The organism is Foetidibacter luteolus, assembly GCF_009650435.1.
Lineage (GTDB): Bacteria > Bacteroidota > Bacteroidia > Chitinophagales > Chitinophagaceae > Foetidibacter > Foetidibacter luteolus.
The window spans coordinates 1-25,410 of the sequence record NZ_VVIP01000090.1 but is presented as its reverse complement, the minus strand read 5'-3'; the positions used below and the strand labels follow the sequence as shown (position 1 = coordinate 25,410).

26 protein-coding genes and 1 pseudogene are annotated in these 25,410 nt (G+C 43.1%); 14 read left to right on the top strand and 13 right to left on the bottom strand.

Translation table 11 applies throughout. The features are described 5' to 3' along the window. Positions 1 to 8: 8 nt before the first annotated feature. The 8 genes from F0364_RS26715 to F0364_RS26680 all read right to left on the bottom strand — a co-directional run bounded on the left by F0364_RS26715 (position 9) and on the right by F0364_RS26680 (position 6,290). The gene (locus F0364_RS26715) at positions 9 to 395 is read right to left on the bottom strand and encodes a hypothetical protein (RefSeq protein ID WP_153800881.1); all 387 of its coding nucleotides are present in this window, start codon (positions 393 to 395) and stop codon (positions 9 to 11) included. Further along, positions 392 to 2,839, bottom strand: coding sequence for a TraG family conjugative transposon ATPase (locus F0364_RS26710; RefSeq protein ID WP_153800880.1), 2,448 nt, complete (start codon positions 2,837 to 2,839; stop codon positions 392 to 394). Before F0364_RS26710 ends, F0364_RS26715 begins: the two co-directional genes overlap by 4 nt. Continuing rightward, positions 2,827 to 3,138 (bottom strand): DUF4133 domain-containing protein, encoded by a 312-nt coding sequence (locus tag F0364_RS26705; protein WP_153800879.1) that lies wholly within the window; start codon positions 3,136 to 3,138, stop codon positions 2,827 to 2,829. The genes F0364_RS26710 and F0364_RS26705 overlap by 13 nt, the downstream gene beginning before the upstream one ends. A 29-nt stretch (positions 3,139 to 3,167) precedes the next feature. Then, positions 3,168 to 3,560, bottom strand: coding sequence for a DUF4134 domain-containing protein (locus F0364_RS29380; RefSeq protein WP_306452335.1), 393 nt, complete (start codon positions 3,558 to 3,560; stop codon positions 3,168 to 3,170). 409 nt (positions 3,561 to 3,969) lie between these two features. Continuing rightward, positions 3,970 to 4,371, bottom strand: a complete 402-nt coding sequence (locus F0364_RS26695) for a hypothetical protein (protein ID WP_153800878.1) — start codon at positions 4,369 to 4,371, stop codon at positions 3,970 to 3,972. Positions 4,372 to 4,582: 211 nt separating this feature from the next. Beyond that, a complete protein-coding gene (locus tag F0364_RS26690) occupies positions 4,583 to 5,053 on the bottom strand; it encodes a hypothetical protein (RefSeq protein ID WP_153800877.1) in 471 nt (156 codons plus the stop codon). A 239-nt stretch (positions 5,054 to 5,292) separates the two neighbouring features. Then, on the bottom strand, positions 5,293 to 5,859 hold the full coding sequence (locus tag F0364_RS26685) for a Crp/Fnr family transcriptional regulator (protein ID WP_153800876.1): 567 nt from the start codon (positions 5,857 to 5,859) through the stop codon (positions 5,293 to 5,295). A gap of 200 nt (positions 5,860 to 6,059) precedes the next feature. Then, the gene (locus tag F0364_RS26680; RefSeq protein ID WP_207632898.1) at positions 6,060 to 6,290 is read right to left on the bottom strand and encodes a helix-turn-helix domain-containing protein; all 231 of its coding nucleotides are present in this window, start codon (positions 6,288 to 6,290) and stop codon (positions 6,060 to 6,062) included. Positions 6,291 to 6,788: 498 nt separating this feature from the next. Here F0364_RS26680 and F0364_RS26675 point away from each other — a divergent pair, with 498 nt between their 5' ends. The 5 genes and pseudogenes from F0364_RS26675 (at position 6,789) to F0364_RS26660 (ending at position 13,087) form a co-directional block, all read left to right on the top strand. After that, complete coding sequence (locus tag F0364_RS26675) at positions 6,789 to 7,061, top strand: hypothetical protein (RefSeq protein ID WP_153800874.1); 273 nt, start codon at positions 6,789 to 6,791, stop codon at positions 7,059 to 7,061. Positions 7,062 to 7,127: 66 nt separating this feature from the next. Further along, positions 7,128 to 7,457 (top strand): annotated as a pseudogene (locus F0364_RS29495) (TlpA family protein disulfide reductase); the annotation flags it as partial. Next, the gene (locus F0364_RS26670; RefSeq protein ID WP_235921313.1) at positions 7,458 to 8,474 is read left to right on the top strand and encodes a hypothetical protein; all 1,017 of its coding nucleotides are present in this window, start codon (positions 7,458 to 7,460) and stop codon (positions 8,472 to 8,474) included. Continuing rightward, positions 8,471 to 11,728, top strand: coding sequence for a SusC/RagA family TonB-linked outer membrane protein (locus F0364_RS26665; protein WP_153800872.1), 3,258 nt, complete (start codon positions 8,471 to 8,473; stop codon positions 11,726 to 11,728). The genes F0364_RS26670 and F0364_RS26665 overlap by 4 nt, the downstream gene beginning before the upstream one ends. 15 nt (positions 11,729 to 11,743) lie before the next feature. After that, on the top strand, positions 11,744 to 13,087 hold the full coding sequence (locus F0364_RS26660) for a RagB/SusD family nutrient uptake outer membrane protein (protein WP_153800871.1): 1,344 nt from the start codon (positions 11,744 to 11,746) through the stop codon (positions 13,085 to 13,087). A gap of 70 nt (positions 13,088 to 13,157) precedes the next feature. Here the strand turns inward: F0364_RS26660 and F0364_RS26655 are convergent, their stop codons facing one another. Together F0364_RS26655 and F0364_RS26650 are read right to left on the bottom strand one after the other, a co-directional pair. Beyond that, a complete protein-coding gene (locus F0364_RS26655; protein ID WP_153800870.1) occupies positions 13,158 to 13,499 on the bottom strand; it encodes a hypothetical protein in 342 nt (113 codons plus the stop codon). Positions 13,500 to 13,774: 275 nt separating this feature from the next. After that, the gene (locus F0364_RS26650; RefSeq protein WP_153800869.1) at positions 13,775 to 14,275 is read right to left on the bottom strand and encodes a helix-turn-helix domain-containing protein; all 501 of its coding nucleotides are present in this window, start codon (positions 14,273 to 14,275) and stop codon (positions 13,775 to 13,777) included. A 203-nt stretch (positions 14,276 to 14,478) separates the two neighbouring features. Here F0364_RS26650 and F0364_RS26645 point away from each other — a divergent pair, with 203 nt between their 5' ends. The 3 genes from F0364_RS26645 to F0364_RS26635 all read left to right on the top strand — a co-directional run bounded on the left by F0364_RS26645 (position 14,479) and on the right by F0364_RS26635 (position 16,193). Next, the gene (locus F0364_RS26645; RefSeq protein ID WP_153800868.1) at positions 14,479 to 14,829 is read left to right on the top strand and encodes a hypothetical protein; all 351 of its coding nucleotides are present in this window, start codon (positions 14,479 to 14,481) and stop codon (positions 14,827 to 14,829) included. Between the two features lie 12 nt (positions 14,830 to 14,841). Then, on the top strand, positions 14,842 to 15,489 hold the full coding sequence (locus tag F0364_RS26640) for a hypothetical protein (protein WP_153800867.1): 648 nt from the start codon (positions 14,842 to 14,844) through the stop codon (positions 15,487 to 15,489). Positions 15,490 to 15,572: 83 nt separating this feature from the next. Next, positions 15,573 to 16,193 carry a sensor histidine kinase gene (locus F0364_RS26635; RefSeq protein WP_207632897.1) on the top strand — a complete coding sequence of 207 codons (621 nt, stop codon included), beginning with the start codon at positions 15,573 to 15,575 and terminating at the stop codon, positions 16,191 to 16,193. 3 nt (positions 16,194 to 16,196) lie between these two features. Here the strand turns inward: F0364_RS26635 and F0364_RS26630 are convergent, their stop codons facing one another. Both F0364_RS26630 and F0364_RS26625 read right to left on the bottom strand, forming a co-directional pair. Then, positions 16,197 to 16,871, bottom strand: a complete 675-nt coding sequence (locus F0364_RS26630; RefSeq protein WP_153800865.1) for a response regulator transcription factor — start codon at positions 16,869 to 16,871, stop codon at positions 16,197 to 16,199. A gap of 968 nt (positions 16,872 to 17,839) precedes the next feature. Then, positions 17,840 to 18,445, bottom strand: a complete 606-nt coding sequence (locus F0364_RS26625) for a class I SAM-dependent methyltransferase (protein WP_153800925.1) — start codon at positions 18,443 to 18,445, stop codon at positions 17,840 to 17,842. 173 nt (positions 18,446 to 18,618) lie between these two features. Here F0364_RS26625 and F0364_RS26620 point away from each other — a divergent pair, with 173 nt between their 5' ends. From F0364_RS26620 to F0364_RS26600, 5 genes are all read left to right on the top strand, one after another. Then, positions 18,619 to 19,116 (top strand): OB-fold nucleic acid binding domain-containing protein, encoded by a 498-nt coding sequence (locus tag F0364_RS26620; RefSeq protein WP_235921312.1) that lies wholly within the window; start codon positions 18,619 to 18,621, stop codon positions 19,114 to 19,116. Positions 19,117 to 19,305: 189 nt separating this feature from the next. Next, entirely contained in the window at positions 19,306 to 20,388 is a 1,083-nt protein-coding gene (locus F0364_RS26615) for a ligand-binding sensor domain-containing protein (protein ID WP_153800863.1), read from the top strand. A 282-nt stretch (positions 20,389 to 20,670) separates the two neighbouring features. Then, positions 20,671 to 21,864: a serine hydrolase domain-containing protein gene (locus F0364_RS26610; protein WP_153800862.1), complete on the top strand. Its 1,194-nt coding sequence runs from the start codon at positions 20,671 to 20,673 to the stop codon at positions 21,862 to 21,864. A 225-nt stretch (positions 21,865 to 22,089) separates the two neighbouring features. After that, complete coding sequence (locus F0364_RS26605) at positions 22,090 to 22,251, top strand: DUF2975 domain-containing protein (RefSeq protein WP_207632896.1); 162 nt, start codon at positions 22,090 to 22,092, stop codon at positions 22,249 to 22,251. Between the two features lie 3 nt (positions 22,252 to 22,254). After that, a complete protein-coding gene (locus F0364_RS26600) occupies positions 22,255 to 22,479 on the top strand; it encodes a helix-turn-helix domain-containing protein (protein WP_153800861.1) in 225 nt (74 codons plus the stop codon). 418 nt (positions 22,480 to 22,897) lie between these two features. On the opposite strand, the gene F0364_RS26595 is transcribed toward F0364_RS26600, so the two are convergent. Beyond that, positions 22,898 to 23,362 carry a response regulator gene (locus tag F0364_RS26595; RefSeq protein WP_153797853.1) on the bottom strand — a complete coding sequence of 155 codons (465 nt, stop codon included), beginning with the start codon at positions 23,360 to 23,362 and terminating at the stop codon, positions 22,898 to 22,900. A gap of 447 nt (positions 23,363 to 23,809) precedes the next feature. On the opposite strand from F0364_RS26595, the gene F0364_RS26590 reads away from it, so the two are divergent. Continuing rightward, on the top strand, positions 23,810 to 25,410 hold a 1,601-nt coding region (locus F0364_RS26590; protein ID WP_153797854.1), incomplete at its 3' end, for a PAS domain-containing sensor histidine kinase.

Here is a 25,410-nt window from a genome sequence, read left to right as displayed (position 1 = left end):
GTGGCTCGTTAATGATCTGCTTTGAAGTATTTAGAGCTGCCCACCAGAAGGCATCTTTCCTGTCTGTTAAAGTAGATCACCTTACCCCTCCTTGTTTCATGAAGCAACCCTGTTTCCGGATCAAGCACTGCCACCCATGTATCTGTCGTATGACGGAGCGGCAATAATATGCCGTCACGCCGCTGTCGGAAACCGGCATTCTTGATAAGCCGGAAGGTATTTTCCTGATCTTCCATTCGGGACACTATCAGTGTATCGCTGCCAATAGCGAATTCGTGACTGATCGCCCGTATATAGTTGCCGGGTATAAATTCTTTGAGCTGCTCCTTGCCTGATTGCCGGCAGGCGCCAATAACCAACCCGCTAATAAATAATAACTGTAAGATCTTTTTCATAAACTTTCTTTTTTAGCCTCTTTTACTAATTCAGTTATTCCTTTTTCCATACTTCCGTATTTAGCAGCGAACGCTGCTACCTTGACCCGTTCTTTGCCTTCTGTGGTATAGGCATAATACTCCTCTGGGCAGAGTTCATTTTTATACACTTTCATCACCTGTCCTCCGATATCAATGTAGATCTCCCGGTTATCCTTATTAACAGAAAGAAGTATCGTTTTGCCTTTGTCGCTCATGCCCAGGGCTTCCTGCAGCCGGTCGAACTTGTTCATGAACTTGCGCATATCCATCAGTATCTTAATATCCGCATTGTTAATGATTGCATCTTTAATAATGGGCGAGGAGATAAGATCATCGAGTTCCTGCGTGATAACAATAGGGACACCGTTAAATTTTCTGATGGTTTTAAAGGCATATTTTAGGAATTCTGCCATACCGCTTTTGGCAATGGCTTTCCAGGCTTCATCAATAGTCAGCACTTTTCTGACTCCATGTAGTTTGCGCATTTTTGATATAAACAATTCCATTATGATGAGCGTCACCACAGGGAACAGGATGCTATGGTCTTTGATGCTGTCCAACTCAAAGACGATAAAGGGTTGGTTTAATAAATTGAGATGCTCCCTGGCATTTAACAGGTAGTCGAACTCGCCTCCTTTATAGTAAGGCCGCAGCACATAGAGAAAGTTGCTGATATCAAAATCCCTGTCCTTCACATGATGACTTTTGAGTACCTCGACATAGCGGGTATCCAGGTATTCGTAGAATGTGTCAAAACAGGGGAAGATGCTTTTGTCTTCTTCAAGGAACTGATAATATCCTTTTAGTGCATTCGACAGGGCTACGTATTCACTGCGGTTAAAATTTTCATTCTCCTGTTTCCAGAGGGCGACAAGCAGCGCTTTGAGACTTTCTTTTTTTTCGGTATCCATGGTATCGCCTTCCGCTAAAAAGAATGGATTAAACTTTATGGGATTATTTTCTTCGTATGTGAAATAATAACCGCCCACCAGCTCGCAAAGACCCTTGTAGCTGCCTCCAATATCCACTGTCACGCAATGCGCACCCTGGTCATAGACAGATCGCAGGATATGGTTAATGGTTATGGATTTGCCGCCGCCTGAAGTGCCGCAAACAAGCACACCCATATTGGAAGCATAGCCTTCTCTTCTCGGCGCATCAAACAGGTCCACATATACCGGGCAACCTGTCAGCCGGTCACTGAAACGCACGCCCTGGCCGGGTGGGGAGGATCTGTAATTGGTTTCCCAGCTCAGGAAACAGGAGGCTTGTTCGATAAATGTGTCCACAGTGTCATTCATCGGAAAATCTGCCTCGTTACCGGGCATACATGCCCAGAATATTTGTGCGGCACCCGCTGTCTCCAGCCTTGCCACCGCTTCCATGCCAGCCAGCGCGGCTGTTACCATATTCCTTTGCTCCTTTTGCTGTTCGGCGTTCCAGGCAATGGTCATAATATTACAATGCATCGCGGCAGGTATCCTGCTTTCGCTGACTGATTCGTTCAGGTATTGGTTGACCGCATCATGGGCTATGGCATTTTCCCGGCTGTAGGCAGCAAGAGACCTCAGCCGCAGGGCTTTTTTTTCCAGTTTCTGCCGAACGGTAAAGTTGTCTTTGATAAAAATTAACTGGTTGTAAATATGGTCACACGGTAGCAATAGTCCACAAGGGGCTGCAAAGCTGATAGAGAAATCCGTTTTGTCAGTGCTGTATTTGTCATAAGTCATCCTGGGCCCGCAAAATGGTGGCAGTACCGGTGCATCGGACAGCGTAAAGAACTGGCAGCTTTGCAGGCCGACACTGATACCATTACTAAGCTGAACGTCTTTTATTAATGGGTTGTCAGGGCTTTCCAGAAGATAACAGTACCGTTCCAGTAAACCTGCCTGCTTGTCGGAACTGCGTAGCCCGTCATCCGGCATGCGTTTCAGTGTAATACCAGCTTCTTTCATGAGCCGCACAAACTGGCTGGCCTGGCTCTCCCACAACTGTAACTCGTCCTTGCTGGTTGTTTGTTCAGGTACCAGGCGGGAATGGAGCAGGTTCGATAAAGCTGAGGTGGATGGCTTTCGACCTGTTGCCTGTTTAGTAAGGATGATATAACAGTCGTGTTGCAAATAAGAACGTCCTTTAAAGTAGGCGTTAGCCGCCTGTTCAAGAAAACTCGTGTCGATTGATGGTTGTTCAGCACCAAACTTTTTTTTGAAAAAAATATCCTGCTTATGGAATATCGTTCCCGGTGGCAGCGCTTTCAGCGCCCTCACAGTGCCCTGATGAATATGTTCAAAATCATCACCTGATAAAGTGAATATTTCCGGCAAGGTTAACTGGTAGACAAAGGAAATATCCCCCTGCCGGGACAGAATTGCATCGTGTTCCATACTTGCCACAGGTAAAATATCTTCGATCATCCTTTCCATACCTTTCTTGATTTTGATTTAATCAGGCGGGGAATTTTACTGGCAGCCATTTTTTTCATTAAGCCATGTTCCCCGTAAGTTTTGCTCATCTTCAATACACAATGACAGATCATCCCTCCTGTAATTAGCGCTATGGCAACACAAACAAATGCATTGACACCGCAGATATAAAGGAAGGCAAACAGTATCATCGTTCCCACCAGTCCTCCACCCAGGTACCAGATATATTGCGCCTGTAGGCCCTTGAAAACTATTGGCTGGCCTACCCCTTTATTGATTTGATAAATACTGTTTGCCATAAAGATTTTTTGTATGCGTGAAGACCAGATTACAATCCGAAGAAACTTTTAAGCACGGTCGCTACTACTACCAGGAATACACATGCCCCAAACCAGGCAGCAGCGGTTGAGCCTGTGTCAGGATGGCCGGCACTCCATTTCTGGTATACCTTTACCGCGCCCACCAATCCCAGAACTGCGCCAACTGCATACATAAGATCTGTTCCTGCATCAAAGTACCCTTTCACTTGGTCGGTGGCCTCCTGAATCCCTTCCTCACCGCCTGCGTATGATGACGTATTAACCAGCAACATGCAACTGGTAATAGCTGCTACCCAATAATACTTTTTGCAGCTATCCGGTAATAACCTCTTGAAGATTTTCTTTCCCTCTTTTTTCACATTGCACATAATCTGTTGTTTTTTTATTTGATGAAAACTCATTTGTCATGGTTATCATGCGTCATCCAGATCAAATGAACCGTCTGTTGCCCATCCCGCAGATTTCCAATCAGAGTGATGGCCGCACCATTTTCTTTTTCTCTGACCCGCACAAATATTCGAAGGCTATCTCCCGGACTGACCACCTGCTTATTATAGCAAGCCTTTAAACAACTGTAAGAACCCACGATTGAAGCCACTCTAAAAGTCCTTGAGCCATGGTTGCGTGCATACAGGATCGTATCACGGCCGTATAACTTTATCGTGTCCCTGCCGAATGAAATCCTGGCCTGCTGTTCTGCAGGCAACCGCTTCATTAGCCTTAGCATCAGCACAGCGTTTTGACCTTCCCTTCTGCAGGATATTAAGATTACTATTATGCTGCCTATAATGATATAAAACCCCCGCCGCATCACATTGCCGGGCATTGATACTGGCAAGTGCCGGACCCTATGTATTCCTGATCATAACCGCTACCGGTTGAAAACCAGAAAAATTTGGTTTCATAATAGTGGAAGATATACAGGGATCCTCCCTGGCAGCAGGAATAATCGTGGCTGCTGTCAAAGCTTTTACCAAACATTTTGGCGTTGCTCTCAAGCCCAAGTCCAAAGAGCAACAGTCCAGTCATCAACACTGCAAAGAGACTGGTGGCCAGTCTTTGACTCCTCCCCATTTTCGATACACACATAGCCTTGTATTTTTTGTTGATCAATACAATAAAAAGGGCCGCACTTTCCCTTGCCTCATGAATACTCAACCCCTCTTCTTGTGTGCGGCCCTTCAGCGTCACCAACCTGGCGGCCCAATACATCACACCATCTCCTCAGGTATTTCCGTATCCCGATGATTGAGCGGCTTTTCACAGGCCTGGCTTATCACTGCTTCACATAGCCCTATGTTCTCTCACATGTGTTCTTCTATTATCACAAATGATACACACATGTCCCTTCGGCACATGGCTTATGAAGCAATAGTTTGAATAAATGACTCTTAATTTTAATGGCTAGCATCCGAAGGCATTCTCACCATAACTGCGCTAATTCATCTGCTGAAAAATGAATATGACAATGTTTGCCGGTTTCCATTTGGATCAGGTTCAGGATGTCCTGCCTGAGCGGGGAATTCGCTAAAGAAGAATATTTTGACAACAGTTTTCGTAAGGCTGGCAGTAATTTATCTTTAGACGACTGATCTGTTGCTGATAGCGCAATTAGGGCATTCAATTCATTAACGAATTCATGTACAATAGTATTTATAGCACGCTCCTTCGCATCTTGCCTGTCAAGGCTTTCTGGTTGCTGGAATAGTGAAGCTTGTTGAACACCTGGCCTGTCGATTTCGGTCGTACCGCTTTTGATTGTCTTGAAGGGATTTTTGAACAGGCGGTCTTTGATGGATTGGTAGTAATATTTCGCGCCAACGACCAGGTACCAAATGCCTGTCAATACGGCGCAGCCAAGGAAGAAATCTCCCCATGAAACGGATATTTTCATAACACACATTTTCGTTTACACACATTAACAATAGCCATCAGCGGCCGTTATATATCCTCAGTCATACCAGGTGCGGATAAAGTCATTCAGGAGAATAATCTTTTTAATGGGAAACTTATGCCGCCAAGCTGGAAGAGTAAGAAATTATTTCCCTTGAATGACAACATAAAATTAGGGCTGGATGGCCTTTTGCTGCATGGTTGAAACACATCAAATTCAAAAATTTGCAAAAAACTTTTTCAGGCGACAGCCGCCCCTTTGATCTTGCTGAACCAAGAAGGTTCAATGTCCAGGTAGCTGGCGATGTCTTTCGCTCTCACCCTCAATACTAATTCCGGATGCGTGGCTAATAGTTTATTGTATCGCTCTGCGGAGCTACCCCGGCGTAGATTGGCAAGTATTTCGGCTCTCATATACAGGTTCAAGGCTATCACTCTGCCATGGCGCTCAAAACATGGAAAAAGATCATATATTTCATATAATTCCTGCTTGCTGATGGAGTGAACCACCAAATCTTCTAATGCCTGGATATAGTCATCGCTCTCAACCTGCTGGATAAAACTTTCCGGAGCAAACAAAAAATGATTTTCTGCCGCAAACCACTTGTTTATTTCTGAACCCTTTTCTTCGTAAAAGCATCTGGCCAATCCACGTTCAATAAAATATATACGGGACGATGACTGGCCTGCCTGTAACAGGTAGGACTTCTTTTTGAAGCGCTCAGGTTTAAGAATTCGCTTCAAATGGCCACGTAAGGCATCTGGTAGCAGATGGATGTCATCCAACAGCTTAAATAATTGTATCATAACTTAAATTTTTAGTTATGATTATCTAATATCATGCAGAACAACAGATAAAATTAGGGGAGTAGTATCTGGTTATGTTGAGAGAAGAAATTTTTGTAAAAAGTAACTTTGAATGAATATGTAATAATCGTTTTTTGAAACGATAATGAGCTATATGGAACGCAATAATTTTGTATGCATAAAGCCTACAGCTTGCATTGCTATTCAAATAGTGAATCGTTCCAAAAATCTTTCATTGTGATCCCAATTTCACGGCAAAATTTGTTTATTGTATATACAGTCGCACCTCTGCCTTTTTCCCACCTGTGTAAACTTTGGCGATCTTTCTCAGAATCTTTGGCGAATTCAGACATTTTTTTGCCCGTGCTTATTCTTAAATCCTTCATCCGCTGAGCTATTTTACGTTTTAAATCTATATCTATATCGTCCAACCTGCCCATTATGCAAGGATGAAGAAATTCTTAAAAAAAGATGTCATCCACTTGGCATACAAAAGCTTTTGTTTTATCTTTAGGACTGAAAAAGTATTTTTGCGATTCTTCAATAATTGTTGGGGTGTCGTATTCATGAGTCTCGTTGCAGAAACCTGGGAAATTTCGCAAACACGGGACAATGAGTAGATGCCCAACCCCATCATATTGTATGGGGCTGGGCTCATTCGTTGTTTTTTGTGTTTGGCTACCTTAAGGTAGTGGGCTCCCAGGTCCCATGCAGCAAAGGGCGCGAGTGGGCCCATCCCTAAAAGCCGCTTCTCCTTTGGGACTCATATAACAATTTAGATGTTGTTTATGAGCACGAATTACCTAAACAAAGAACTCCATCTGTTGCGAACCCAGTTTGCAAAAAAGCCACGCAATCCCATCTGATTCGTCTCTCTAAGATGTTTCATCCCACTAGCCTAAGCTATTCAACATTAACTCCATCCGTTTATGCAGCAAGAAAAACAGTTATATCAATCCCTATTAGATAAAGGCATCCGCAAAGATGAATTAGACACTGTTTTGCATCAACTTTTATTACTTAAAATACGTGAAGAGCGTTCTTTTAAGACCGCTTCTACAGTCTGTAAAAATCAAAAAACACAAAACAGGAAGCCATCCTTTTTTCAAAGACTTAAAGTATCAGTCGGAACTGTCGTTTCAGGTAAAGCCCTTTCCATGCTCAGATCCAGGTTCGCATCTAAACCAAAAAACCCGGTATAGCTGAGTCTCCAATATAATCCAAAGGCAGATAAAAATTAATCTACGACACTAAAACTTGCATCTTCCATGAAACTCATTTATTGGATGGTGGCCTTGCTATGCCTTTTATTGGCCATAGCGCGGCCATCTTACGCGCAATCCCCTTCTCTAAGATCGTTATGGCCTGGGGATAAGGTTCCTGAAATAAGATTTAATAACCTCATACACTATCAAAACCCTTCCGCATCGCTGAAGGATTTTAATGATAAGCTTGTTATCATTGATTTTTGGGCCACCACCTGCGGCGCCTGCATCAAAGCGCTGCCGCGGCTGGACAGCCTGCAACAACTGTATAAGGAGCGGTTGCAGATTATACTTGTAACCAGTGAGGAAAAGCCAAGAATCGTCAACTTTCTTATGCATAACAAGACAGGCAAGCGTATATGCTTGCCAATCGTTATCGGGGACAGCGTTTTAAGACAATACTTCCCACACCAGTCTATCTCGCATGAAGTATGGATAGGACCGGACCGGCTTGTTAAGGCCATTACGGGCGCGGAATATGTCACCGCAGGTAATATAGAAAAGCTGCTTAATCATGAGGATGTGGATTGGCCGGTCAAACGCGATTTTCAAACTTTTGATTACAACAGGCCCTTGTTATCCTTTAACAGCAAGCAGACGGCGGAATCACCTGTTTTACATTACTCCGCATTGCTACCTTATATAGATGGCGTAAAGACAACCAGGTCGGTCTGCGTTGATTCATCCGTACGAACTGTTTGCTACAATTTTTTCAATATGAGCCTGCTTCAATTGTGCAGCGGTATAGCAGGAGGACAAACTGGAGGCAACATTGAACAGCGGCGGCTCATTTTGCAAGTGGCCGACCGCAACCGCTATATACCCTCTACTTATTTCGCACGCTGGAGAAAAGACAACACTTACTGCTATTCTATTATGCTGCCGATGGACATTTCTCCGGACAGTATTGAAAACATAATCAGGGAAGATCTGAGTTATCGCCTCAAGGTATTGTTTGGCATTACAGCCCGCCAGGAAAAACGTCCTCAAAAAATACTGCGGCTGATCCGAAGGGGAGAAGGCGGGGTTCCGTTTTTAACCAAGGGAGCAGCCGCCTCAACAACGTTTGATGAACCTGATAACCCGGTCAGGCAGCTGATCAACCAGCCTTTTTCAGATCTGTGCTGGAGCCTGAATACTTTTTTCCCTTACTTCCCGGAAGTTTATGATGAAACAGGCATCCCGTCACAAATCCCGGTTGATATTACGCTTCACACCGGGGAAAAACCTGGTCTCCCTCAACTGCGCCATGCGTTGCAACAATATGGTCTCGACCTTGTAGAAGAACAGCGATTGCTTGACATGTGTGTCATCACAGAATCTACTTATTCAAACAACTTACTGCCATGAGAGCTTTTATGCTATTCCTTATTGCTTTGATGTTCGTTTTAACCTGCCCTGGACAGTCGCCGGGCAGTAACCTTATTGCCGGTAAGGTTACCGGCGCTGCCAAACAACCACTCGAAGGGGCTGTCGTCCACCTGGTCAACAGTAATACCAATACGACGGTAAACAGCCGTGGTGATTTTGCCATCGCCTTACTGGTAAAAACCGATACCATTGTAATCAGTTTCATAGGTTACCAACTTTTGCGGCTGCCTGTTGACAACACCATGTCCAGTCCGCTTTTAATTCAACTGAATAGGTCAGAAGTAGTGCTGGATAGTGTCAGTGTTATGAGTACCGGGTATCAAAAAATTCCAAAGGAAAGAGCCACCGGTTCCTTTGAGATAGTGTCTTCCGCTCAGCTCAACCGAAGTGTAGGGCCCGATGTCCTGAGCCGTCTGGAAGGGGTTTCGGGTATCTTTTTCGATCGCCGTAATATTCCGTCCGGCCAAACTACCATTGGCGCGGGAGATATCAACATCAGGGGTATCAGCACTCTCACCGGTACCATGAAATCACCGCTGGTTGTCGTCGATAACTTTCCTTATGACGGAGATATCAACAACATCAACCCGAATGATATTGAGTCGGTGACTGTGTTGAAAGATGCCGCCGCTGCTTCTATCTGGGGCGCTCGTGCCGGTAATGGCGTCATTGTTATTAATACCCGGCAAGGCAAACTTAACCAGCCTTTTCGGCTGTCGTTGAACACCAATTGGAGTTTTGTCAGCAAACCTGACCTTTTTGCCTATCCGCAGATGAGCTCGGCTGAATATATTGAAGTGGAAAAATACCTTTTCGACCAGGGGTTTTATGACGCTGATCTGCAAAACAGCTATTCCTGGCCGGCCCTGAGTCCGGTAGTGGAACTGCTGCAAAAAAAACGAACCGGTAACTTGTCCGAAGGGGAGACCGCCCACCAACTTGCCCAACTGGCTGGATATGACTACCGGCATGACTTTAACCGCTACATTCATCAATCCCCGCTGAACAGTCAATACTCACTAAGCCTGACAGGGGGCAGCCCTAAGATAAGGACGATGCTATCAGCGGGCTTTGATAACGGACAAGGTATATTGAGGGGCGATGGCAGCAGACGTATCACTTTACGGTCACATAACAGCTTTTATCCCGTTAAAAATCTGGAGGTTCAGGCTGCTATGGCTTACAGCCAGAGCTTCAGCCACAGGAACAGTATTGCTGATATTGGCAGCAGTGAATGGGACTACCGCTCCGGGCGGAAGCTGCACCCCTATGCAAGGTTTGCCGATGAGCATGGCAACAGACTGGCGCTGCCACATGTTTACCGGGAGGGTTATGTTGATACTGCGGGCAGCAACCGGCTGCTGGACTGGGCTTACCGCCCCCTTGAAGAATTGGAGACTGCTGACAATACCAGCCGCTTACATGATATGGTGTTCAATACCACCATTGACTACAAGGCAACCGATTACCTGAACCTGCAGGTCAATTACCAATACGAGCACGCCACCGGGCATAACAGGCAGTACCGTGGGCCGAAAAGCTGGTACACGCGGGACCTGATTAATCAATATACGCAACTGGATGAAGTTTCAGAGCGATATGTGGTCCCTAACAGTGGCATCCTGGATGAATCTTACCAGGAACTTCGATCTCATCAGGCCAGGGGGCAGATGAATGTCAATATGAACAGGGGAGGTATTCATCAACTCTCCGCGATTGTGGGCGGAGAAATAAGAGAGAGAAGGCAAAGCAATTTTTTTCAGCGGGTGTATGGCTATAACCCGGAAAACCTGTCTGTATCCCGCATGGACTACCTTACCTTTTATCCCACCTTTAATGGTCAGGCGGGCGGGTTTGCGAGAGTGCCAGGCGGCCAGACCTACCAACAGGTAACTGACAGGTTTGTATCGCTGTACGCCAATGCCGCATATACCTACCAGGGCAGGTACACGGTTTCGGCAAGTGGCAGGAGGGATGCGGCTAACCTGTTCGGTGTTGATATTAATAACAAATGGAAGCCGCTCTGGTCGGCGGGCCTGGCATGGGAACTGTCGAAAGAAAAATTTTATAATAACGCGATGCTCCCTTTTTTAAAATTGAGGGCATCTTACGGTTATCAGGGCAACGTGAATAATTCCATATCGCCTTATACCATCATATTCCTTGCAGGGGCTGACGGATCTATTATCAATGAACCTTATGGTTATATCAGCACTCCCGCCGATCCCAGTCTTAGTTGGGAAACTGTCAGGCAGGTAAATGTCGGAATTGATTTCAGGGGGGCAGGGGACAGGATATCCGGCAGCATAGAAACCTACTCTAAAAAAACGGATAACCTCATTTATGGCGCCGTGCAGGATCCCACTACCGGTATCGAAAGCGTCTATCGCAACAGCGCCAGGCTTTCCGCAAGAGGAGTGGATGTATCCTTGAACAGCATCAACACTAAGGGAAACTTTCTGTGGACAACCCGGTTCTTATTCCAGTATATCCGCAACAAAGTGGAAGACTACCTATTGAGCGATCAGGGTAGGTCTGTGCGCGGGTTAGTAAGTAATGGGGGCATGTCCATACTTCCGGTAAAGGGGCGTGACCCCTACGCGGTCTATAGCTACCCGTTCGCCGGCCTGGACCCGGAAAACGGCGATCCACAGGGATATTTGAACAAGATCATCAGTAAAGATTATTTCGGTATTGGCCTGCAGGCTATAGATACCGCAGAAATCGTTTTCCATGGTTCCGGGTTGCCCCGTACTTATGGTTCCCTGATTAACAACTTCAGTTACAAAGGAATTACCATAAGCTTTTCCCTCTCCTACAGGTTAGGGTATTTTTTTAAGAAAAATACTCTTTCGTACAGCAGCCTGTTCAACCAGGGTGTTACCCATCCGGATTACAGCAGCCGCTGGAAGCAATCCGGCGATGAACTGCGTACAACGGTACCCTCCATGACCTATCCGTTATGGGATAGTTACCGGGATGACTTTTATGCCGGCGCTTCTGTTAATGTACTCAAGGGTGACCATGTTAGATTGCAGGACATCCGTATCAGCTACGATATCGACAGACCTTTGCGGGCAAAAATAAGACATGCGCAGGTATATCTATACGCCAGCAACCTCGGCATCCTCTGGCGGGCTAACAAAGAAGGGCTTGACCCTGATTTTCCGGCAGGGTACAGATGGTACCCGCCATTAAAAAATATTTCACTGGGAATAAAAATTGATTTTTAAACTAAACATTACATCATGTTTTATAAACTGCTGCCGGGCATGACAATCCTCGCGTTGTTGTTATGCTGCTCCTGCAAGAAATATCTTGCGGCTAAATCTGATCAACGCCTCTCAACGCCGTCGAGCTTGCAGGACCTGAGGACACTGCTGGATAACTACGGTGACCTGAATGTGGCCATGTCTGCAAGTAATGCCGCCGCCGATGAATATTTCATGTTGGACGCTGACTGGTCAGGGTACAACGAATTGGGAAAGAACTCCTATATCTGGCACCCGGCGACCCAGAATAACAGCGATTGGGTAATCGCTTACCGTGCCGTTTTTATTGCCAATACGGTACTTGATCAGCTGCAGACAATTCCCGCCAGTGACAACAGGGATCTGTGGAATGAGCTGAAGGGTGCCGCGCTTTTTTTCAGGGCACATCACTTTTTTCAACTGGCCCAGATTTTTGCTATGCCTTACCAGAAAGGTTCTGCCTTAAACGGGCCGGGTATACCCCTGAGGCTAAGCTCAGATTTTAACCAGCCAACGCAGCGGGCCGACTTGGACCAAACCTATGAGCGGATACAGACGGATTTGAGGGAAGCGCTTTTATTACTTCCCTCCACCCCCATTCATGCGACGCGGCCAGGCAAAGGGGCCGCCTATGGCATGTTATCAAGGGTGGCGCTGATTACGGGGGACTATGAGCTTGCAGGCAGATATGCGGATTCCGGCCTTAATCTCAGCAGCGATTTAATGGATTATAATACCCTGGACGCTGGCGTATCCGCTCCTGTCCCTAGGTTTAATGAAGAAGTCATCTTTTATACCAATACAAGCGCCCCAGTCAATGCCACTTCCAGGGCTAAGACCGATTCAAACCTGTACAAATCCTATCAAGACGATGACCTGCGAAAGGTGGTATTTTTTGCTGACAATGGGGATGGCACCTACAGGTTTAAAGGCTCTTATAACAACAGCCGGACTAGTCTTTTCAATGGAATCGCTACCGATGAGTTGTACCTGACACGAGCTGAATGTTATGCGAGGCGGGATAACGGAGTTGCGGCCATCGAGCAGCTTAATAAGTTGCTTATTAAACGATGGAAGCGCGGGCGCTTTGTGCCGCTGACGGCCTCCGGTTCGGCGGAAGCTCTAGCGCTAGTCTTACGGGAAAGAAAAAAAGAGCTTGTGTACAGGGGTACACGTTGGTGGGATATCAGGAGGTTCTCTCTTGAACCAGCGGAAGCAATGACCCTCATTCGTTTGATTGAAGGGCAGGAATACGTCCTTCCTCCCGGAGACCGAAGGTATGCTTTCCTGATTCCGGAAGACGTTGTCAACTTGACTGGCATTGAGCAGAATGCCAGATAAAGCAAAAAATGAGAGGACCGCAACGCTGATGAGTTGCGGTCCCTGAATTGCAAATTATTATTTTTTGATCTTAGTTCCTTTTAACGAGATTAGAACTGGGGCTTTGGTCATCAAGCGTACCATCGCTATCGGTATCCAACTGTGAAAACCGGATGGCGAAATCGGCGTTGTTGACAACATTATCGCCGTTGAGATCATGAACTGTGATATAACAGATGGTAGCTGCGCCTTCACAATCGTCGGGCGCGGTTGTTAACACGGAATAGCTACCCGGATTGGACTGTGTTCCCGAGTTGTACTCGTAGTACCTGGGTGTAGCTTGTGGAACTTTTTTGTCAAAGGAACTGGCAGTAAAAAACAGGACCATGGCAAGGGCTACGGTGCCCGCTGATATCAGATAAGTTCTTTTCATTTGATTTTTTTTAGCGTATGAAAAAATGGCTGCTGATCCTCTCCCTGCAGGTTTTCATCCTTTTCGACTATGATTCCCTTTTGATCGGGAAGGCAGGTGGATATGACGGGCCAGGCCATGCCAGGGATATACCATCCTGCGGGAGCTGTCGGTAATAATCATCTTTATGGTAATGTCCGGGCGGGAAGCCACAAGCGGCGCCTGCTGTGGGGTACCCGTGGCATACTTCCCGGAAAAGTCTGCGAAACGGTGCCCGCCATATCAAAAAATATAGGTTATGTGGTAACAATAGACCATGTCTGCAATTTATTATCCTGTTTGCATTGCCTTCGGTACATAAGCGGCGTAAGCTTGTAATAGGACTTGAAAGCAGCACACAAATTAACGGCTGAACTGTAGCCTGCAAGCACAGCTATTTCTTTGACGGCTTTATCTGTGTAGCCCAGCAGGTTGGACGCTGTTTCCATCCGCCGCTCAAGCTGAAACCGCCCGATAGTCTTACCAAACATGCCTTTAAATCCACGCTGTAACTTTTGGCGGTTAAGACCGCTTTTCCTGCAAAGGGTGGCAAGGGGTACGTGAACTGGAAATTGTCCTGTCATGAATTCCTTCGCGGCCATCAATTGCTCCACAATGTATTCGTTATTGTCATTTTCTTTTGTTCTTAGTGAACACCCTTCTTGTAGATACGTGCAGGAGGGGCACACAACCGGCCGCATAATGTTCGTGTAAGAAGGTTGATCAATCGATTTTTCGGCGCAGGATATTGGCATCATACCTTTTGGATTTTCAACTGGCTACAATACTATTAAAGATTCTTTTGTTTTTCAACTAACTGTATTCAAAACCATTACTACGATTTAAATACCCTGTAACATATGGGTTTATACCACTAAAAACGATGGTGCAAAACTGCCGGAAACGTTGGCTGATATGGAAGCCACACAGAATAGTTTGCACTCAACAAAATTTATTTCCTATGAGTACAAGCAACAATCATGTGATCGGCCTTGAACAGGCTATGACTTTAACACGCCGGTTTCAAAAGAACAGGGCGGCAAGCTTGCCGGTAAGTGAAACATTTGACGCAAGGCAGGTAAACACCTTGCTTTCGGCGGAGCAATGTGCTGCTTTACGTGTATATTTGGGGGAACAGGAAAGCGGTGATATCTGCATGGTGCTAATTGCGGTAAATAGTGCCGGAGAAGATATCCTGCCGGTGGTTGAGCCGGAAGGAGAAGCTTCAACAGATCAGCCGCCGGTTATCCTGGAAGATGGGCTGAGATGCCCACCTAACTGCCCTACATTTTCACCCCTGGTGGATAGTTAAATCCAACAGCTTATGCGGCAGTTCACAATCGAAGTCATTATAACCTATTCCATCCTGCTACCTCTCTCTGCCGTTTTTATCCGTCGAAGGTATCTCCCAAAAACGTTCTACCCATTCATTGTTGTTTTAATACTGGGTGCACTCAATGAAACCTTAAGTGTCTGGATGATCTATCAGGATGGAACTAACGCTGTAAATTCTAACGTCTATGTGCTGCTGGAGTACCTTTTGTTACTCCGGCAGTTTCTCTTATGGAAGTGCATCGGAAAAAAAATTTATATACTCTTGTTTGTTAGCGGTTTGTTGGTATGGAACGTTGATGTACTCTTGTTGCACAACCTTCACCGTCACGGAGCTCTTTTTCGTTGCTTTGCCTCCCTCATCATTACGCTGCTGAGCGCCAGGCAAATTAATGAACTGACATTTTTGGATCCCGGCCCCCTTTTTAGTTCGCCCGGTTTCCTGATATGCCTGGCGTTTGGTTTTTACTTTGGTCTGAAAAGCATCTGGGAAGTTTTTTCTATCATTGAAGTAAATTTACAGCCACAATTCTACAGCCTGGTTTATCTTATTCTTTCAGTTGCCAACGGTATCTCCAACCTTTTATATTCAATGGCCATATTATGCATCAAACGCAGACGGGTATTTACCTCATCTTAATTTTCCAGGGAGTGGTGTTTTTCCTTGTATTCGGCCTTTACCTCTTCAGTATTGTCCGTTATAACCGCAGGCAAATGAGGGCAATGGAAATAACCCTAAGCCTGGTGGAGGAAGAAAGGGCGAGAATTGCAGGAGATATACACGACGAAATCGGTTCCCTGCTGGGATTAATGAAAAGAAGACTTGAAAAGGGGGCGCCTGCTGATAAATCATTTGAGGCATGGATCAAGGAGCAAATCAGGTTGATTGATGAGATAGTCGCAAGCGGGAGGACATTAGCTTATGAACTTTATCCACCGGCTCTCGAACGAGGGGGACTTGGTCCGGCTCTTGGGGATTTGATAGGTATGGTGGGCGATTCTGTACCTGCTGATTTGCAGCTTAATTATCAAATTGATGAGGTGATATTAAGCAATGAGACAAAGATTAACATCTATCGAATTGTGCAGGAGCTCATAAACAATGCTGTCAAGCATGCTGAGGCCACAGAAATTACTGTTGATTTAAGTATGAAAGCGGACAGGATATCACTTTCTGTAAAGGATAATGGAACAGGACTGGATAATAAGACATTTACCTTCTCTCATCCAGGCAGAGGTTTGCCTGGTATCCGGGCAAGAGTCAAATCGTTAAAAGGAACAATGCATTACAGTTCCGGCAAAAAACCTGGCACCCACTTTCAGATATTGATTCCGTTGAGCTAAAAACTACTCCTCATCCAATAGGAAAATACCTTTACGTATTGCGTATACCACAAGATCAGTAAGTTTATGAGTGTCCATTTTCGCGAATATTTGTCTGCGGTGCCAGTTCACTGTATGGGGACTCAGGAAAAGAGTTTTGCCGATCTCTTCACTGGTCTGGCCCTGGCAGATAAGCCTGATAACTTCAATTTCCCTGTCAGAAAAATTTGGTTCTGTTTTCTTTTTGATTGTTTTTTTGCGGCTTCGGTTAATAAGCTGAATAACGCGGGGATGAGATATGGAGCAGTAATACGATTTGTTTACATATACAGTTTTTATCGCTTGGATTATCTCCGTGGTGGTCGCATTTTTAGCTACATATCCCTTAGCGCCAGCAGCAATCGTGCCTGTGATATAGCTCTCCAAATCGTAATTGGACAACGCGATGCACTTAACATGAGGGACTGCAACTCTGATTTGTTCGATAGCCCACACGCCGTCATAGTCCGGCATGTTCATGTCAGTAATAGCAACATCCGGTTGGTATTGGGTGACATAATGCACAAAAAGTTTTGCGTGGGTCGCCGCGGCAACGACTTCGATTGTCGGATCCTGTTCCAATGATAATTTTAAGCCATCAAGATATACCTGCTGATTGTCTGCAATAATAACTTTGATTTTTGGAGTTGTTTGAATCATGCCCGAATGTTTAGTCTTCAAAAATGGCTGGCATGCAAAAGTTCAACAAGCAAACTTGGAAAGGGGAATGTAGATGTTGTAGAAGGATAATCCGATATTAGGTACGTTTATAAAGATACTGCAAACTTTTATAATTTTTTGTCTTGTTGCGCGGCAAAAAGTCTCTTCGCCGTAATAGAGACTTTAAACAATCCAAACAAACGTTGGCTGCATTTTGTCGAATCACATTTGCCGATGAAAATATTGAAAGAAAAGGACAACCTGAAGTTATAGCATTTCTTACGATGGCGAAGCCTACTCAAATACGGAAAGAAACTGTAGTATGACACATAAATTTTGTAACCTTCATCCAAAAGTTTTATGGTAAATTATAAGTTTAAACTGACACAGCTTGAGGGGATTGAATTAATCAAGGGTGGGATAGTTTTCAAGAAATTCCAAATAACGTATTGTTCCCCTCACGAGAAATTACTCGACTGGAGGTGGATTTTGGTTTAGACTATTTTGTAGACAGTTTTTGATATTATCCTGACCAACTTTCATATTCGAAAGTTCTTCCCTATCTTGTTTAAATATAAGGTGAGTTTAAAGTCGGTCCTGGGCTTGTATGTATCCGGCTGATGCCGTGTTTGCATCAAAGTCCACATGATAAACCGCCGGATTATTTTCGGAAATAAAATAACGGGTAATTTCTTCGCCTTTGTTGTCGGAATAACAGCGATGAATATCGCCATCCAAAACGGAAACTACTTGTACGGCAATTTTACGAGCTTCTCAAAAATACTCATCTTTCCCCGTTCTCATACTTTTACTTTGCTGGCAATAAGGTCAATTTGCTGTCTGTTTCAAGTTGCTGAATCTCGATACACATGCTTTCAACCCTTCCATTGTCGAAAAATTAACGATAGTCTGCGACTGTCATTTATCATTTGGCAAAACTGCTTTAATTGGCGGATTGTTGTGAAATTCTATAAGATTTTTTTACACTTAATCAAGTGAAATGGATAGTTCTCCGTTACTAACGTAACTTCAAAAAGGCCAGTATTCCCAAATTCTTCCTGTATGGTTTCCCGGTCGTAAAAGAAAATCTTAACACCACCAAACATTTCAAATCGATCTTTGCTTATTAGTGTTCCTTGTCCATAAGTTTGGGCATCTTTTGTTATTGCTGTGAAAACCATAAATCCGTTTTCACTCAATTGGTCAAAACAGTCTTGAATAAGCTTCTTTCTTTCATCTCTGTTCAATAAATACACTAATCCATAACAGAATATTCCGTCATACAAAATGTTGTCAAAAGGCATTTTAGTTACAGAACCGTGGTAAATTTTCAACCCGTTTCCAAAATGTTTTTTAGCCAAATCAATGGCAGTCTTTGAAATTTCAATCCCTGTTACGTTTATTCCGCTGTCTATAAAAATTTGTGCATTTCTTCCATAGCCAATCCCCGGAATTAGAATATTTTTAATTTTATGCTCAACAAAAAAATCTTTTATCAAAACTGTAGCTTTTGCAGGTTCTAAACCCCACATTTCTTTCTTGTCCTTAAATGATTCTTCCCAAAATTCTGCCATTGCCTTTATTTTAGATACAAACTTTGTCACGTAATATTTTGCAAACATGCCCTAAATTCTTTAAACTTGTCAACATACGTTTCACATTTCTTTTCGCAAGATTAGAACCGGAAGTGCAGCTCCCCTGTACGACTTCATCAGAGCACGTCATACAGGAATATATTTCAACAGCCTTGTCACTCAAGGTCCACCTCGTAAGTTTTATAAGGGAAAAACTGAGTAAACGGCAGGTGCTTTCCGCAGCCGGACTAAGTCAGTGGCCCGACGGCACCCCGGTGCGGGTTGTGGGCCTGGTATTGGTCAGGCAAAGGCCCGGTACCGCAAGTGGTATTTGCTTTATTACCATTGAAGATGAAACCGGTACAGCCAACCTTGTCGCTTTTCAAAATCTATTCAACAAGTACCGCAAAGAAATACTCCGTTCCACCCTGCTGATGGTCGAAGGCACCCTGCAGCGGGAAGGCGAGGTAACCCATGTGATTATACAACGTTGTTACGACATGTCCAGCCTCTTGCTGGAACCTGGTTCTCCTGAAGACAAGACCCCGCCGCTACTCACTTTATCAAGGGCCGATGAGAAAGAAGGGGATATACTTTCCCCCCAACAGAAAAAGAAGGCGCTTTCCAAACTGGTACAGGGAGAATTATTCCCGTCCAGGGATTTCAAGTGACGTTGGATTGTGTTATCGGAGGCAGTATCAGGAACTATACTCACATAGATTTGCGCAACTCCCTTAGTAGAAACAAGGAAAACATAACACACTGATAAACACAATTATCGATACCCCAAATTTTGGATATCTTGCATTTGGGTGTTGCGTATATTATTTGTTGTGCGTCATACTAAAGACACCGTTTTAATGAAAATGAAATTTGGTAATCAAAACATTTTTATTCCTTGCTGGACATTTTTGCTGGCTGTTACAATCTGTTGCAACAGTCAAAGTCAATCAAATCAGGAAAATCAGGTAGTACAGACTAAGACTGACAGCAAATTGTTGAAATTCAAAACAGGCGTTCGTTCAATTTTAGAGGATAGAAAAGGAAATATTTGGTTTGGTAGCCACCAAGAAGGAGTTTGTTTACTCCATAATGGAGAGTTCCAATATTTTACAACGGAAAACGGACTAAGTGACAATCAGGTGAGGAATTTCTATGAAGATAAAAAAGGAATAATTTGGTTTGAATGTGGAAAAGGATTAAGTATTTATGATGGACAAAAAATATCTATTTATAAAGAAAGAAATTACGACTCAACAAAACAATGGAAATTATCTGATAGTGACCTTTGGTTTAAAGGGGATGAAACTGCGGGCTACAACAAACTTGAAGGAAATCCAGGTGTGTATCAATATGACAAAAAAATACTTTCATATAGAACATTGCCTGTTAAAACAAAATTAGGGCAAGAGAATCATTATTCAATTTCGACAAATTTTGTAAGAAGTAAAAATGGAGCGGTTTGGTTTGGAACTTATGGTGCATTGATTGGGTATAATGGTTCAGATTTTAAAATAATAAACGATGGTTCTTTGGGACTAAACGACGAAACAGGACATCTCCATATCCGCAGTATTATGGAAGATAGCAAAGGGAATCTTTGGATTGGTAATAATGGAATTGGGGTTCTTAAATATGAGGGAAAAAAGGTAGTCAATTTCACAGACCAACAAAAACTGAAAAAGGAGGACACCAAAGGCAATTCTCTTGAGAGAGTATTTTCCATTGGAGAGGATGCTTCAGGGAATATTTGGTTTGGGACTGCAGAATCTGGTGTATGGAGATATGATGGTAATTCTGTGAAAAATTTTACCAAAAAAGATGGTCTCGATGGTGACCTTATTTGGATTATTTACAGAAGCAAAACAGGAGAATTGTGGTTTGGCGGTGATCCCAATGGTGTGTATAGTTTCAATGGCAAGTCTTTTGACAGAAAATATTAACTAGAAGTACGAACGCACAACAGGTGGTTTGGCAATATGGCGGGCGACAAATAAATGCTCAACTTTTATTTGCTATTTGGCTTCAGTTCCAGCCGACGGAATACTAATGAGCAGCAGAATTAACAATGAACTTTTGTAACTTTATTCAGCAGCGGTTACGGGCTGGCGATTTTCAAATGCCGCCACATCGCCAAGCCGTGTCCGTTGGTGGCAATTTTGGTGGCACCTCATAATCATTGTTATAACTTTTATAGCCTTTAGACGTTTCTTAATAAAATTAAAATGATAAAGACTTTTTTGATTTTAAGTTTGCTAATTACTATTGTGACAGAAAACTTGCGTGCCCAAAAAGAATATAAAGACAGTCTGGATTTTAAGTTGACTCAAGCATTCAGCAAAACAAAAATTCCTGGGTTTACAGCTATCATTATTAATAAAAATGGCATAGTTTATGAAAAAAGTTTAGGTTATGCAAACAGTAATGCACACGTGCCCTATACGACCCAAACTATTGAAAACGTTGGTTCAGTTAGCAAAACCTTTATTGCTGTTGCTTTAATGAAGGCTATTGATTTAGGATATTTTACTTTATCAACAAACATAAATGATATACTGCCTTTTAAAGTCACAAACCCTTACTTCCCAAATTATCCAATCACTATCAAACAGCTCACAACGCATACTTCTAGCATTGTTGACAATGATAGTATTTATAATAAATCTTATAAATTTATAATTACTGATTGCACAAACAAAGATGCACTTTCTGCTATGGGTGAAAGAGGTTATTCTGGTGGACTGAGTGACACAACCCTTGAAACATTTTTGCATAGCTATTTAAAAGCTAACGGCAAATTGTATAGCAGTAAAAACTTTTATAATAGTAAGCCGGGTGAAAGGTCAAGTTATAGCAATATAGCTTCTGCGCTTGCTGCATATTTAATCCAGCTAAAAGCAGGAATGTCGTTTGCGGCTTTCTCTGAAAAATATATTTTACATCCTTTGCACATGAACAGTTCAGGCTGGTTTTTAAGTGACATTGATATGCAAAGGCACGCAGTACCTTACGTCGCAGCCGACTTTCCATTACCTTTTTATTCGCTGACTACTTATCCGGACGGCGGCTTAATAACATCTGCTGATGATTTAAGTAAATATGAATTAGAAATGATTAATTCATTAAACGGTCATTCAATGCTTTTAGATAACAATTCCGTTGAAGTGATGTTTTCTCCAGTTTTTTCTTCAGACAGTCTCCCGGAAAACTTTAATGCTTCAAAGCGAACCAAAGGTATTTTCTGGAACTTGTACACCGATGGCTTCATTGGTCACGACGGTGATGACCCAGGCGTAAGTACAAATATTCTATTTAATAAAAATTGTGGTATTATTTTTATGACAAACATCTACATGGACGACAGAAGTGACTTTGTAAATCCACTAAAAGAATACGCCACCAAAATCGCGCAAGAATAAAACTGCCGCCAGCAACTAAGGCTTCGTCGGGTGTGAAACCCCAAAGAAGAAGCCGATGTTGCACGGAACATTCGGCAGCCGGGCGAATAATTATGGGTGGAAAAAAGAATGCCGTTGACCACCTTCGTCATTATCAAAACCTTTTAACGCCTTTGTTGATAGACAAATTTCACAAATTAGTTATTACACTTTTTCATTGAACTGTTAAGTTACATTGTCAGGCAATTGGCTAAGAATTTAATGCATCACGGTTTTGCTATTGACAACTTAAAGCAATTTTGGACAGACAGCCAAGCCCTTATTTTAATGGGAGCGGTAGTTTATATTATTGCGACTATTTTCAAAAAGGGCGTAGACATTCAAAACGAAAATGATCTAACTGTATAAGGTATGGCAATCATTGTAAATTTAGACGTAATGATGGCAAGGAGGAAGATGTCACTAAATGAACTGTCCGAAAAAGTTGGGCTGACCTTATCGAACCTTTCTATTTTAAAGACAGGAAAAGCGAAGGCAATTAGATTTAGCACATTGGAGACGATTTGTAATGTATTAGATTGCCAGCCAGGTGATATTTTAGAATATTCAGATGACAACAAAAAAACGACCAGCTAACATTTGCATTGCTGCAAGTGAAGCTGGAAGTTGAAACTTCTGCGGAGTCGCTTCGTTAACAAAAGAATGTGACCAAACAGGTATTTAATGCAAAATTATCCTAGCTCAATAAAATGATCCAGTAAAGCATTTTTTGTCTGGACTGTATCAAGTATTTCCTCTTGCTTTTTAAGCAGCTGCTTTTTTACATTCTCTAAGGCAATGAAATTCAAGCCGACATTTTTTTTGTTTATTGATTAACCCGTTTATATGTTGCAAACGTATTTTTATTCGTAGTAAAGGTTTTGCCATGTGACTGGTTTAAGGATGTGATGAATTCATCCAAAAATAACAGTCCTTCTCAAGGCAGAAGTTACCCCGACGGCAGTTTTATCACCGTATCAGACATATTAAACAACGGTGAAACATAACTGTAGGCTTAAGAAAGTACAGCATGTCTTGCCAGCAGTTCCAGCTTTCGATTGGTGTCCACCAGCTTTTTTGTCAGCAATTTATTCTGCTTGCGTAATGTGTATACTTCAAAACTCTTTTGGATAAAAATTCTCATCGTCTCTTCATCCCAGGGCTTGGTCAGGTATTTATACACCTGCCCGGTATTGATGGCGTCTATGACGGCGGCTATATCTGAATAGCCGGTAAGCAATATCCGGATTGGGTCCGGGAACCGCTTAATAACTGTTGCAAAGAATTCGATGCCTGTCATTACCGGCATTCTTTGATCACTAATAATTACCTGCATCTCATTTGACTGAAGGATCTGCAGACCCTCTTCGGCCGATTGAGCAATATGTATATCAAAGTCCCGACGGAAGCCAGCCTGGAAGGCTACCAGGTTATTTACCTCGTCGTCCACATACAATACTTTAATGGGGGATGTTACCATATCAAGAAATTTTTATTGGTTGATGCAGTGGCTTAATCAGGATTAGGATTATCTAATGGCAGGCAGCGGTTGCGGTAATATCTTTTCCGCTATTAACGATGGGCGAAGTGATTTTGCCGGAACTTCACAGGAATTGGCCACTTAAATGTGAGTTGAGAAATAAACTTATTGTAAAGCTAATATTATGCTGTTGATAATAATTCATTGACAACTTTAAATCTGGTTAAAAAAAGTGACAGACAGTTCATATTGCCTGCAACAGCGCCGACTGTACAGCTCCTTATTGTCATGTGCTCAAATCCGTAGCCAGGTCATAATTTTTTGCATTGCTGATTTATCATTAGAAAAGCCTAATTTGTAGGATGTTTACTCCATCCTATATGAAAGCTTCCTTCCCGGTTGAATGATGACCTGTGCTGTGCAGTTAACCTATTTTAAGCATACTAAATGGAACTTTACCCACTTGACTTCAAAAGAATATTTGAAGCTTCTCCTGGTTTATACCTGATTTTACGACCCGATCTGCAAATTGTGGCAGTTACGGATTCCTATCTAAAAAATACGCTTACAAAGCGAGAGTTAATCACCGGACGATATTTGTTTGAAGTATTTCCCGATAATCCCGAAGATCCTCATGCTGACGGCGTAAAGAATCTCCGTGCATCACTTGAGCGTGTCCTGGAGTATGGCCTGCCTGACGCAATGGCAATCCAAAAATATGATGTACCTGATCCTTCAGGAAACGGTTTTGTTGAAAAATACTGGCGTCCTTTAAACAGTCCCGTTTTTGATGATCAAGGTAAGGTTATGTATATTATGCACCAGGTTGAAGACGTTACCGACCTGTACCAGTCAGAAAGAAATCTTCAATATATTGATGACAGGTATAACAGGATAATAGGTGAAATCAAAGACTATGCAGTTATATTAATGGACGCGGCCGGCAACATCAACAATTGGAACATAGGCGCTGAGCGGATTAAAGGCTATAAACCAAACGAAGTAATCGGCAAAAATTTTAAAGTATTTTATACCTCTAACGATATTCATCAAAATCAACCTGAAAAGTTATTACAAAGCGCAACAGTCAATGGAACGGCCGTCGATGAAGGGTGGCGCGTAAGGAAGGACGGTTCCCTTTTTTGGGCAAGTGTAACCATTACTGCTATCTATGACGAGAAGGGAAACGTAACCGGTTTTTCAAAGATTACCCGTGACCTTACCTCGAAAAGGAACGCGGAAAAAAAGCTGCAGGAAAGTAACGAAGAACTTGCAGCAACAAATGAAGAGCTAAGAAGTGCAGAGGAGGAATTGCTGGCTGCCCAGGACGATATGAGAGCAACGCAGGTAGCATTGCAGGAAATGGTCGAAAAGTTGACGGCAAATAATGCATCACTTGAAAAAACAAAAATCGAACTGATCAATAAGACTGGAGAACGGGAGCGGAGTAATAATTTTAAGAGCGAGTTTTTGTCGAATATGAGCCATGAACTCAGAACGCCGCTGAACAGCATGCTGATTCTTTCGAAGGTTTTAAGTAACAATAAATCGGGCAATCTGACTGACAAGCAGATGGAGCAGGTCGCCATGATACATTCGGCGGGAAACGACCTGCGTGTTCTTATTGATGATATTCTTGATCTTAGCAAAATAGAAGCAGGGAAAATGGATATTGTTATGAGCAGTGTGGAGTTAACAGACCTGATGAGAAATATCGGGCACTTATTTACGCCGGTAGCAACCCAAAAGGAAATTTTCTTCAATATATATGCAGACCATAACGTACCTCTTCAAATCGTAACCGATCAGCAGAAGTTGGAACAGATTCTCAAAAACCTGTTATCCAATGCCTTTAAGTTTACGGAAAAAAATGGAACCGTAAGCCTCGAAATAAGCCAGGCATCTGCTACCAGTTTGCCGAAAGTTGACTATGTACCAGTCCGGGACATTGCGGCGATTAGTTTCACGGTAATAGATACCGGTATAGGCATACCCTTACACAAACAATCCGAAATTTTTGATTCCTTTAAACAGTTGGATGGAAGTAT